Below are 13019 nucleotides of genomic sequence, written 5' to 3' on the forward strand. Positions count from 1 at the left end.
TTTGTAATAATAGCATTATTCATGAAATCCCCTTTTCTAATTTGAAAAAAGTATGGTTAATATCTGTCTCATTCATTCACTACACCATAAATAAGCTCTGCATCACTTACAAATCTCTCAATGATTGGAATGGCTTCATTCATATGAGAAAAGCGGTGAGTACCACCCTCAAAGCAATGAACCTTAAACAGGTCTTTTAATTGACTATTTGTAGCAACTGAATCTAACAACTCATCTGCCATATCTAATAAAATCAAACCGCAACCTTGAGCAGAAAAATCAGTATACGCATCAACAGTTTTTGGTGTTAACTCATAATTTTCACCATAATAGGTTTGTCCAAATCCAATATATTTTTGCAATGTAGCGTTAGGTGATATCGCTGGATTTATAGATACAAAAGGTACCCCAATTTGAGCTCCAATTCTATTTGCCCAATATCCACCAAGGCTTGTACCGACGATAAGATCAACTTGAAAGTCCATACAGGCGTTCATCAACTGTTTTTCAATCCAACTTGGCATTGATGTGTAATCAACAGTAATCCCTTTAACATCTCCTAGATAGCTTAATGCCTTAACTTTGTCAGATTGAGGATCAAATCGACTACCAAAACCGTGAATGTATAAAATTACTATTTTTGAGTACATTTTATTCCTCTTAAAATTAACGCTAAATAACTTACATGTACTTCTTTATTCACAAGCACAAGTTAAAATCCAAAAGATATAATAAATCATAGGGTTTAGCAGGTAAGAGATCCTGCTCAAATTGCTCAGCCAAATTAGCTCATATCCAATATTGGTAAGAGGGAAACTGATATCAGCTAGAGTTTTGCTATTGTCATATTGCTATTCACAAACATCAATTGCTCTACCACTCTTAAAGCTGAAACCTCATAATTTACCGAAGATTCGAACTTTGAATGGATTACCTTAAAATCAAACTCTGCTGAAACTCGATCACATAAGTCCAAGTATTGCCAATACATGTCTACTTTTTCAATGAGGTATTTATGCGACTTACCAAGAAGAAAATAGCACACTCGACTATCCCAAATGGCGTATACCTTTGGATTGATAAAATGTAAGAGCTTTGATACACCCACAAGAGAATTGTTTATCAACGACTTAAGAATAAGAATTTCATTACTTGAAATACGCTCTGGCAATCTCGCTTTATTGAGTATTTTCAACGACTCGTCAAAGTTATTTGACTTAAAATTCATTATCGTCGGCATCCACCCGTATGTGAAATTGGCTCCTATAATCAAATCTTGCTCTGTTAACTCATTTTTATCACTGAAATAGTTAACAAAATGACGGTATGATCTGTGATAGGTATGTTCTGGGTCTTCATATTGTAGAGAATCAGCATGTTGTAAAATGTCATTCACGTTTATGTTATTCATAGCGTCTCAAAAAGAATATTTACACCGATGTGTAGAGTGTTTAAAAATAACGTTAACTGAGCAGGTAGCAAAATCAGCTCTTTACAGGTTTGATGAGTAATAACTCTGTTTGTCTGCCATTGAGATACCACACACCCGATTGATCAAAAATGGCATCCTCTTCCAGCATAATCCTGATGTCTTTATTCCATGCGTCGATAAAAATAGCGTTGTTTAACTCAATAGCATAAGCCGTATTTAGGTGTAATGGATAATCACCATCACCAGGTACGCCCTCTTGCGAGTCCCACATCCCCAGTGTGGTGCCAGCACCATGGCCATGATAGCCCAGTGGATGTGTGTATATTGTTGGGGTTAATCCTTGTGAAATGGCTAGATGACGAGAGCGTGCTAATACCTGGTTACCAGTTAACCCTTGAGCGAATTGCCCAGTAAATACATCTTGGAGTTGATTGCCAGACAACAACGCCTTTTGCAAATACTGTGGCGCTTCAGTCTCACCCGGTTTTAATACATAAGCATGTTGTTGGGTATCGGTATTTAAGCGTAAATAGCTTATCCCAAAATCTACATGCAATAAATCGCCAGGTAAAATGACTTGTGTTTCATCGCCATGGCTTAAGTCTGATCCGTGCTCGAGATTAACATCTCCTCCTCGCTGAATTGAAACGGTTGGGTGAAACCAAGTTTGTAGCTTAAGTTCAACAACACGTTCTCTTAGCCACCACACTACATCGTCAGTGGTTGTTTGCTCGGGCGTTATCACTTTGTTTGAAAAGGCTTCGGCAATGATAGAGTGCGCCAATTTTACAATATCTTTGTAAACTGCAATTTCTTCTGGAATACGTTGCTCTAACCAGCCAATGGCAACCGGTTCTGCCGAAACAATTTTGCTTTTATATTTTTTAGGTAAATGCGCTAACAGGTTATCTTTGTCTGTGGCAACGAGTCCGTCTGCATGTGCCCAGTGTTCAGATTGATTAATACCAATACTATTAGGTTGATAGCGTTCAATTAATGCATTAAGCGCTAACCATTGATTAGGCTGTGTTGTTTTATCCCATGCTTTTTCAAAAGCATGACCAACGTTATAAGGGGCAATGGCATGAGCACCTATTGTGCCGTCATTTTTACGAGCAAACACCAATATTGTTGTACGGCGTGCAGATATCCATGTTGCGGGTAATAGTGTTTTAATGACGGGGTCTTCATTGTATTCACGGCTAATGATGACCCACATATCTAACTTATGTTCATTCATTAGCTTGGGCAATAATTGATCAACCCGTTTAGCTAAAATATCGTCGATAAATGCAGCCCTGTCTCGCATGGGCAAAACCTCAACGGCATTGGCTGAAAATGAAGTAACACAGAGAACTATGATTAAAAAGGGTAAATTGACCCAATTAGCAACTCGCACTATTAACTCCTTTTATTCGTGTTTGGTTTATATTTCACAGTATTCAGATTTTAATAAGCCAAAACACGTTAAATCATGAAATTGACCTGTCCAAAAACCACTTTGCCGTCTAATACCCTCTTCACAAAAGCCAAGCTTTTTAAGGACGGCTTCAGACGCTTTATTTCCTAGCACGGTATCGGCCTGAATACGGTTAATTGCCCCGCAACTTAACACACCTTCAAAAGCCGCTTTTATGATTAATTGAATAGCCTCTGTGGTATAACTTTGCCCCCAGTAGCGATGGTTTAAATCATAGCCTATTACTGCCGTTTTCATTTTTTCAGACCAGCTATTAAACCCGCATGTACCTATTAGCTCGCCGGTTTCTTTTAGGCGTATCGCCCAACGGATCCCAACAGCCTGTTCAAACCGAGTATTAAAAAAAGCGATGATTTCATCTGCCTGTGAAATATGCTCAAAAGCGTCTAAATCATAATATTTAACCACATTGGAATTCGAAAACAGCCCAAAAATCGCTTGCCTATCAGCTTCATTAATCGCGTTTAACGTTAACCGTTGTGAACTTAGAACAGGAAAAATAATACCATCCTCCATTAAACAAGGCCTCAAATAACAACGATTGCCCTCGGTTATAATAAAAACAAGCACTTTTAATGACTTATCATAGTCCTACAGTTTTGCTACATGCGTGGCTAATCTATCGAACGACCAAACAAATTTAAAGCCGACCCTTTAAGTTATTGATTAATATCATCCTACATTTACTATCTTATTGATGTAAAGCTGTTTTATTTAACTCTACGAACCAATAAAAGCGAGCTTGCGCGTGAAAGTAGACCTAATATTCGGCAAAAAATAAAAAGACATTAATATCATAACGTTACAATTTTTGCGATTTATTATTCGCACGGGTTTAGTTTACTTATTAGCCTATTCAACGAAAAAATGCGTCACAAATCATGACAACTGTTTTTATACACAGAACATAAAGGTGGGAGGTCTGGCTGACACTGGATATTTATCCGACATTTGTAAGCCCGCTACAGATGAAGTGTAAAGTTGCACTATCCCCCATCGTAAATTATGCATTTTTCGTCTGGGAACGCAGAGAGTTTCCAAATAACGCAAGCATTTTACCCTGTACTCTGAACGTTAATGGCCTGTGGTCATAGCTTAAACAAACAATCGGACAAAAAATGGTCAAGCACACTGATTTAAAAGGAAAAAGCAACGCTGCTCTTAAAGCTTACAGACTAAACTGATTCACTTTATTCAGCAGGCGCATAAACTCATCTTGCTCAGCTTCGGTAAGTACTGCTAAAAAGCGTTCATTGACCCACTCGGCTTCGTGCACTAAATCTTGCTCTAATGCTTTACCATTGTCGGTTAAAAATATTTGAAAAGCACGGCGATTGTCGGCTTCTTGATGACGGGTGATAAATCCCTGCACTTGTAGGTTATCGAGCAGGCGAGTCATAGTGTAATTGGCGACGTCACAACGTTTTGATAGCTCGGTTTGGCTTAAGCCCTCTTCTTGCCATAAAGCAAATAACACTGGCCAAAGTTTGCTGTCTAACTCATAACGCTTTAAGCGCGTGTCGAGTTCTTGCTGTAAGGCAATATTAAGATGAGAAATCAGGTAACTTAAACTTTCAAATCGTTTCAAATGATACCTCCTACATCGTCATTGGCATATCCAGTTTGCATCACTATGCTCAGCAACTAAACTCGCGCGAACAAATTAAGATTACCATGTCTATACGTTAAGAGAAGCTCTTTAGCCTTAGTTTGAATGAATATATAGCTTAAAAAAGTTTAACCGCTTGTATTTATGACTATAAATATCAAGGTGAGTCATTGTATTGCTCACAAGGCGCATTGATGCGCCATAAGCTAGTGATTGCAATTCCGAGTATGCCGTTTACAAGCCAAAAAATGTTGGGAAGCTGAATAGCCTCACGTTAATCAAACGAAATGTATTCATTAATGTATCGGTAATAACAAGCTCGATTAAGCTTACCAGTTAATCCCCTTATTAATGGGACATAAATACCATCATCTGTCACGGTAATATCTGCAATATTCACCGGTGGAAGTTGTGTGCCAATACTACTGGAAAAGATTAATTGAGTCGGCTCTGTCTTGTGTTGATAATCAACCATTATTAATGGGTGTTGCTCTACGCTAACTTTGACTTTTTCAACTGGGGTAATTAACAAATATTCATTGTCGATGCAGTGCAAAATACTGCTGAACAATGCAGCAAACTTAGCTGGCAACGGGCTGTTGAGATACAGCCAATCACCATTTGCTTGGATATGAAACAACACATCATCACTGCACAACGCTACCCCATCAGGATGAGTAAATGCGTTTAATGCCGTTGTTTCATCTGCCATGTTATTAACCTTATGAGTTGAGTAATTTAAGCAAAGCTTCAATTGGATGTTGAGGTTTAAAGCCTGCAAAGCGTTTAACCTGGCTTCGACAAGAATATCCTGACACTAACACTTGGCTGTTTTCAGCAATATCGACAATTCCAGATTGCCATGACATATCAAATAGCTGCTTTGAGCGTTCAAGATTTTCAAGCTCATGGCCATAGGTACCCGCCATACCACAACAGCCTAAGTTCACGCTATTAAGCTTAGCGCCAAAGTGACTAAAGATGGCTTTCCACTCATTGGCAGTATTAGGTTTTGCCGTCGATTCAGTACAGTGACTAAACCAAGTGTATTGTGGTGCGTCGATGGCTACTGGCTCTGCCTCAGCACGATTGGCTATGACAGAACTAAGCCACTCATTAGCAAGCTTAACTTCAAATGGGCCACGACGTTGTCCTAGTGCCTCTTTATATTCATCGCGATAACACAATACCAACGCAGGGTCGAGGCCAACCATTGGCATGCCAAGCGCGTGAACACGGTTTAAAAAGTCGGCGCTGTCTTGGGCTGTTTTGGCAAACTTGTCTAAAAAGCCTTTTATGTGTGTTGGTTTACCATTCGGTTTAAAAGGCAATAATACCGGCTTTAAACCCAATTTTTCAATTAGTTGAACAAAACGATAAACCAAGCCTGCATCATAAAAGCTATTGAATGGGTCTTGCACTACCAGTACATACTGACTGCGGTCTGCTTCTGGGATCGCGCACAAAGCGTCTAAATCATAACCCCGGCTCACATGGCCATCTAAGCGTTGCTTGAGAGTAGGAACTGACAACTTAGGCGCATCAACATAACCAATGGTCTTTTTAATCACCCATTGGCTCAATGGGTTTTGCGATGCAAAATTTGTCAGTTTAGGGATTGATGCCATTAACGGTAATGAATCTTCAATACCAGCCACTAGGTAGTCTTTTGCTGGACGTAAGTAACGTTTGTAATAAATATTAAAGAACTGCGCTCTAAATTTAGGCACATCGACCTTAACCGGGCACTGCCCTGTACAGGCTTTACAGGCCAGGCAGCCTTTGAGTGATTCCATCACTTCATGAGAATAATCGTAATCACGTTGGTTATTAATGGTATTTTGGGTGCGCTGCATCCAACCTAAAGATTTAGACTTTGCAAGCTCTTCAACATCAACACCTTCAGTTTCAAGTAAACGCAACCATTCACGCATTAGGCCTGCACGGCCTTTAGGTGATTGCACTCTATCGCCTGTGACTTTGAATGACGGACACATCGGAGAGTAACTGCTGTAGTTAAAACACAAGCCATTACCATTACAGTTCATCACATCAGGAAATGCATCTCGCGTTTGCACCGGGATTTGTCTGTCGAAACCGCCACGCTTGGCACTGTCGACATTAAACATTAATGGACCCGACTGTGGCGGCGCTACTAACTTACCCGGATTTAAACGATTATCAGGGTCAAACCAGCCTTTAATTTGTTCAAGTACGCCGTAAAGTTCATCACCAAATACGTCTGGGCCATATTCGCCGCGGACACCTTTACCGTGTTCGCCCCACATTAAACCGCCATATTTAAGGGTCAATGCTGCAACTTGATCAGAAATGACTTTAAGCAGTTTCTCATCAGCTTGATCGCACATATCGAGCGCGGGGCGCACATGCAACACACCGGCATCAACATGACCAAACATGCCATATTGCAAATTATGGCCATCTAATAATGCGCGAAACTCCATAATAAAGTCAGCAAGATTTTCTGGCGGTACTGCGGTATCTTCAGCAAATGCTAGGGGTTTTCGGCTACCTTTGGTGGCACCAAGTAAGCCCACAGCTTTTTTACGCATGGCATAAATATTATTAATGCTGTTTCGGTCGCCAGTGATTTGAAAGCCGACTAAACCATATTGTTGTTGGTTAAGCTGCTCTGTTAACATCGTCTCTAAACTGGCTACTTTGGCTTTAACATCATTGTCGTCACCGGCAAATTCGACCATGTTAAGGCCTTCGATCACCTTATTGGGGACTGATTTAATTTCATCGGCGACTGAATGCCAAATAATATCTTCGCGCGCAAGGTTTAATACTTTTGAGTCAACGGTTTCAACCACAGTAGCCTGAGCGTTTACCAGCGATGGTGCGTGGCGTAATGCTGATTCAAAAGAGTCATATTTGATATTGACCATCATCCGAGTCGTCGGCAATGGAGTTAGATTTAGTTTAACTTCGGTAATGACCGCCAGTGTGCCTTCTGAACCCGTTAAAATGCGTGATAAATCAAACTGAGTCAGATCGTTATTCCACACATGTTTTAAATCATAACCGGTTAAGAATCGGTTTAATTTGGGAAAGCGCTCAATAATGGTGTCGCGCTTTTGCTGACATACTGCTGCAATTTGGCTGGCAATAGTATTGGCCAGTGTGTTGTCACCATGAGGCTGATTATCAATAGCTTCAGCAGCAAGAGGTTGTGTGTTTAATACGCTGCCGTCAACAAGTACGCTGGTCACACCTAATACATGATCTGAGGTTTTACCGTAAACCAGTGAACCAGCTCCCGATGCATCAGTATTCACCATACCGCCAATTGTGGCTCGATTAGACGTGGATAAATCAGGACTAAAAAACAGTCCATGAGGGCGTAATGCATCATTTAATGCGTCTTTAATAACACCCGCTTGTACCCTCGCCCAGCCCTGCTTGACGTTAATTTCGAGTACCTGGTTAAGGTGGCGAGACACATCTAATATCAACCCATGGGTTAATGATTGACCATTGGTACCGGTACCACCACCACGCGCACTAAAGGTAACAGCTTTATATTTTGGCTGTGATGCCAGTGCCAGAGCAAGTTCGACATCTTGTTGATGTAAAGGATAAATTACTGCTTGAGGTAAAAATTGGTATACCGAATTATCGGTCGCTTGAATAAGCCGAGCACTGTATCGTTTGTCTATTTCACCTTCAAATTCACTTTGCTCAAGTGCGTCAAGGTAATCTAGATAGATAGGTTCTAATGTTTGTTTATGTGATAGTAAAGGTAACATAGAGGACTTATTCATTATGGGTATATTGTTGCCATTATAAACAAAAAAAAGCCGCTAAAAAGCGGCTTTTGTTGCAACATGATAAAAATGCAGGTTGGACTGCATTTTTAACACTATTTATCCATGAGCTTCGGCTAAATATAACCAAGTATCGATAACAGTGTCAGGGTTTAAAGACACAGTGTCGATGCCTTGCTCAACTAACCAAGCTGCAAAGTCTGAATGGTCTGAAGGACCTTGACCACAAATGCCGACATAAGCACCTTTGGCTTTCGCCGCTTTAATGGCCATAGACAGTAATACTTTAACCGCGTCATCACGCTCGTCGAACAAGTGGCTGATAATGCCAGAGTCACGGTCAAGACCAAGTGTTAACTGAGTCAAATCGTTTGAACCGATAGAGAAACCATCAAAATGCTCAAGGAATTGGTCAGCTAATAAGGCGTTAGATGGCAGCTCACACATCATGATAACGCGTAAACCATCTTTACCACGCTCTAAGCCTTGCTCTTTCAGTAATTCGATAACCTGTGATGCTTCTTTAACAGTACGAACAAATGGGATCATCACTTCAACGTTGGTTAAGCCCATTTGGTTACGAACACGTTTAATGGCTTCACATTCAAGCGCGAAACAATCACGGAATGATTCAGAAATATAACGGCTAGCACCACGGAAGCCCAACATTGGGTTTTCTTCTTCAGGCTCATAACGCTCACCACCGACTAAGTTTGCGTATTCGTTAGACTTAAAGTCTGACATACGTACGATGACTTTTTTCGGGTAGAAAGCAGATGCAATTGAAGCAATACCTTCAACTAGGCGAGCAACATAGTATTCAACTGGCGAGTCGTAACCGGCAATCATGTCATTGATTTCAGATTGTAGCTCAGCGGTTTGGTCGTTGAATTCAAGCAACGCTTTAGGGTGAATACCGATCATGCGGTTAATGATGAACTCTAAACGTGCTAGACCAACACCTTCGTTTGGTAAACGAGCAAAGTCGAATGCACGATCAGGGTTACCCACGTTCATCATGATTTTCATTGGTAATGATGGCAATGTATCAACGCGGTTTGTCACCACTTCAAACTGTTGCTCACCAGAATAAATCAAACCAGTGTCACCTTCAGCACAAGATACGGTCACTAAGTCACCACTCTTAATACGGTCAGTCACGTCACCACAACCCACAACAGCTGGTACACCGAGTTCACGTGCGATAATCGCAGCATGACAAGTACGGCCACCACGGTTAGTCACAATGGCGCTAGCGCGCTTCATGATAGGTTCCCAATCAGGGTCTGTCATGTCTGTCACTAATACATCACCAGGTTGAATTTGGTCCATGTCTTCAATTGAAGCTAAAACTTTAGCCACACCTGAACCAATTTTATGACCAATAGCACGACCTTCTGAAATCACATCGCCTTTGGTTTTTAAATGGTAACGTTCAATTAATTGCACATCTTCACGGCTACGAACTGTTTCAGGGCGCGCTTGAACGATATACAACTTACCGTCGTTACCGTCTTTTGCCCATTCGATGTCCATCGCACGGCCATAATGTTGCTCAATGATCATGGCTTGTTTAGCCAGTTCCATTACCTCAGCATCATTAATAGAGAATTCGCGACGTTGCTCTGCGGCAACATCTTCAATTTTGACTTGCTTACCATGTGAAGCATCATCTGAATAAACCATTTGAATCAGTTTACTGCCAATGTTACGACGCACAACAGCTTGATGTCCTTGCGATAAAATTGGTTTGTGCACATAGAATTCGTCAGGGTTAACCGCACCTTGTACTACCATTTCACCTAAACCAAATGATGAAGTGATAAAGACAACGTCGTTGTTACCTGATTCAGTGTCCATGGTAAACATCACCCCAGAAGCCGCTTTGTCTGATCGCACCATACGTTGCACGCCAGCAGATAAAGCCACACCTTGATGTTCATAACCTTGGTGAACACGATAAGAAATTGCACGGTCGTTAAAGAGTGACGCGTATACATGCTTAATTGCTAGCATGACGGCTTCGAACCCTTTTACGTTTAAGAATGTTTCTTGTTGACCCGCAAATGATGCATCCGGCATGTCTTCTGCAGTTGCTGAAGAACGCACGGCAAATGAAGCGTCTTGCGTTTCACTTGATAATTGCTCATAAGCTTCACGAATAGCATTTTCTAATGCAGGCTGGAATGGAGTCTCAATGACCCATTGTCTGATCTGTGCACCGACTTTCGCCAGTTCATTGACATCATCAACGTCCAATGTAGCCAGAATGTCAAAAATCTTCTGGTTAACTCCACTTTGTTCAAGGAATTCATTGAACGCATGAGAGGTCGTAGCAAAACCACCAGGAACTTGAACTCCTGCATTAGCTAGATTGCTGATCATCTCTCCAAGGGATGCGTTTTTACCGCCAACCTTGTTTACATCACCCATGCCTAATTCTTGATACCAGAGTACGTATTGCTGCACAGTTTTATCTCCGCAAGTTTTTATTTCAGTGGCCACTTCACACGAGGGCAATAGCATCTTACACTCCCATACAACACGCGTAAATCTATAATTTTATTTGTAATTTTATTACTACAAGAGGTCATAATGACGCCAAAAGTATTTTATATCTCAGATGGGACCGCGATCACAGCAGAGGTTTTTGGGCATGCGGTACTTTCACAGTTTCCCATTGAATTTGAAGCACTTACAATTCCGTTCGTTGAAACGGTTCAACGTGCACAAAAAGTTAAACAACAAATAAATGATTGTTTTATTACAACAGGCGAAAGACCACTTGTGTTCCATTCGATCATTAATCCTGAGATCCGCAATGTGATTTTTTCGAGTGAATGTGTCGATTACGACTTTTTGAACACCTTTGTTGCGCCACTCGAACAACACTTAGGGGTGCAAGCAAAGCCGATTTTGCATCGTACTCATGGTAAAAGTAATCACAGTTATGACACCCGTATCGACGCCATTAACTATGCGATGGAAAATGATGATGGCCAAACCATGAAACACATGGATAAAGCCGACATTATTTTATTAGGCGTGTCTCGCTGTGGCAAAACGCCGTCGAGTTTATACCTATCAATGCAATTTGGTATTAAGGCTGCAAACTACCCTTTTACTGAGGATGACATGGATCATCTAAAGTTACCGGAGTCGCTTAAACGCAATAAATCGAAATTATTTGGCCTAACAATTGACCCACATCGACTGCATGAAATTAGACAAAGCCGCATGGAAAACAGCCGTTACTCGTCATTAAGACAATGCCGTCTTGAGGTCAAAGAAGTGGAAATGTTGTTTAAAAAAGAGCGTATTCCCTTTGTGAATACCACCAATCATTCGGTTGAAGAAATTGCCACAAAAATCCTCGACATTACCGGTTTAGATCGTCATATGTTCTAAAAAATAAACAATTAGACCCCACTTAATTAGGTCATTTAATCATCAAAGACGAACTTAACCTTGGTTGATTCGTCTTGAACGCTTAGGGCAATCTGTTTTTTAACGGGGAGAATCCTAGGTGAAGCCTCGCATCTTTAACTTCTTTGGGTATATAATCCGAGGCATTATGATGCTGATGCATCTCACGATTTTTCGGTAATACGCATGACTATTAAAACAGATGAATTAAGAACAACCTTATTAAGCAAAGTTATCTCTCCTGCTCAGTTAGCTTCAGAATATCCTTTAACCCAAGATGCAGCTGATTACCTCGTCGCACAACGTCGTGAAGTTGAGGCGATTATTGCAGGCGAAGACCAACGTTTATTAGTCATTATTGGCCCTTGCTCAATTCATGATACTAAAGCCGCTTTAGAATACGCAGAAAAGTTATCTGCACTGCACCATGAGCTTAAAGACGATTTGTGTATTTTAATGCGAGTGTATTTTGAAAAACCACGGACGATTGTGGGTTGGAAAGGCTTAATCTCAGACCCTGATTTAGATGGCAGCTTTAGCCCCAACAAAGGCTTACGTTTGGCGCGTCAGTTACTGCAACAAATTACTGAACTTAAACTGCCAATCGCCACCGAATTTTTAGACATGGTAAACGGTCAGTATATTGCCGACCTCATCACCTGGGGAGCTATTGGTGCGCGCACCACTGAGAGCCAAATTCACCGCGAAATGGCCTCAGCATTGTCTTGCCCTGTTGGTTTTAAAAATGGCACTGACGGTAATATTAATATTGCCGTTGATGCGGTTCGAGCTGCACAAGTTCCGCATATTTTTTACTCACCAGATAAAGATGGTGCTATGGCTGTTTACCGTACTCACGGTAACCCATACGGTCACATTATTTTACGTGGCGGTAAAACACCAAATTATTCAGCACAAGACATTGAAGTGACTCGAGCACAGCTAGAAAAAGTGGGCGTGACTCAACGTATGGTTGTCGACTTTAGCCATGGTAACAGTGAGAAACAGCATAAAAACCAGTTAAATGTAGCAGACAGTATTATGCAACAAATGCGCAATGGTAGCACCGCCATCGCTGGTATTATGGCTGAAAGCTTTATGATTGAAGGTAATCAAAAAGTGGTTGAAGGTGAGCCATTAGTTTACGGTCAAAGTATCACTGATGCTTGCTTACACTGGGCTGATTCTGAAAAATTATTACGTGAATTAGCACAAGCATCACGCGAGCGCATCACGCTATTATCAAAATAAGAGCTCAACATTCAGTTTTGCACGCCACTA

The 13019-nt window shown here is 41.0% G+C and carries 10 protein-coding genes; 2 read left to right on the forward strand and 8 right to left on the reverse strand.

Features of this window, described 5'->3' with window-relative positions; genetic code table 11:
* Window positions 1-68 precede the first annotated feature (68 nt).
* The 8 genes from IEY48_RS01230 to ppsA all read right to left on the reverse strand — a co-directional run bounded on the left by IEY48_RS01230 (window position 69) and on the right by ppsA (window position 10781).
* Window positions 69-650, reverse strand: a complete 582-nt coding sequence (locus IEY48_RS01230) for a YqiA/YcfP family alpha/beta fold hydrolase (protein ID WP_188916501.1) — start codon at window positions 648-650, stop codon at window positions 69-71.
* Window positions 651-826: 176 nt separating this feature from the next.
* A complete protein-coding gene (locus IEY48_RS01235) occupies window positions 827-1411 on the reverse strand; it encodes a hypothetical protein (RefSeq protein WP_188916502.1) in 585 nt (194 codons plus the stop codon).
* 73 nt (window positions 1412-1484) lie between these two features.
* A complete protein-coding gene (locus tag IEY48_RS01240; protein ID WP_229786289.1) occupies window positions 1485-2795 on the reverse strand; it encodes a M24 family metallopeptidase in 1311 nt (436 codons plus the stop codon).
* Window positions 2796-2858: 63 nt separating this feature from the next.
* On the reverse strand, window positions 2859-3428 hold the full coding sequence (locus tag IEY48_RS01245) for a GNAT family N-acetyltransferase (RefSeq protein ID WP_188916504.1): 570 nt from the start codon (window positions 3426-3428) through the stop codon (window positions 2859-2861).
* Between the two features lie 652 nt (window positions 3429-4080).
* Window positions 4081-4500, reverse strand: coding sequence for a MarR family winged helix-turn-helix transcriptional regulator (locus IEY48_RS01250; protein ID WP_188916505.1), 420 nt, complete (start codon window positions 4498-4500; stop codon window positions 4081-4083).
* A 295-nt stretch (window positions 4501-4795) separates the two neighbouring features.
* Complete coding sequence (locus IEY48_RS01255) at window positions 4796-5233, reverse strand: DUF1285 domain-containing protein (protein WP_188916506.1); 438 nt, start codon at window positions 5231-5233, stop codon at window positions 4796-4798.
* 10 nt (window positions 5234-5243) lie between these two features.
* Window positions 5244-8294: a D-2-hydroxyglutarate dehydrogenase YdiJ gene (gene ydiJ, locus IEY48_RS01260; protein ID WP_188916507.1), complete on the reverse strand. Its 3051-nt coding sequence runs from the start codon at window positions 8292-8294 to the stop codon at window positions 5244-5246.
* A 117-nt stretch (window positions 8295-8411) separates the two neighbouring features.
* The gene (gene ppsA / locus IEY48_RS01265) at window positions 8412-10781 is read right to left on the reverse strand and encodes a phosphoenolpyruvate synthase (RefSeq protein WP_188916631.1); all 2370 of its coding nucleotides are present in this window, start codon (window positions 10779-10781) and stop codon (window positions 8412-8414) included.
* Window positions 10782-10907: 126 nt separating this feature from the next.
* Here ppsA and ppsR point away from each other — a divergent pair, with 126 nt between their 5' ends.
* Together ppsR and IEY48_RS01275 are read left to right on the forward strand one after the other, a co-directional pair.
* Window positions 10908-11720, forward strand: a complete 813-nt coding sequence (gene ppsR, locus IEY48_RS01270; RefSeq protein WP_188916508.1) for a posphoenolpyruvate synthetase regulatory kinase/phosphorylase PpsR — start codon at window positions 10908-10910, stop codon at window positions 11718-11720.
* Window positions 11721-11924: 204 nt separating this feature from the next.
* Window positions 11925-12989 carry a 3-deoxy-7-phosphoheptulonate synthase gene (locus tag IEY48_RS01275; protein ID WP_188916509.1) on the forward strand — a complete coding sequence of 355 codons (1065 nt, stop codon included), beginning with the start codon at window positions 11925-11927 and terminating at the stop codon, window positions 12987-12989.
* Window positions 12990-13019: the final 30 nt, after the last annotated feature.

It is taken from the genome of Shewanella saliphila (assembly GCF_014648295.1).
GTDB lineage: Bacteria > Pseudomonadota > Gammaproteobacteria > Enterobacterales > Shewanellaceae > Shewanella > Shewanella saliphila.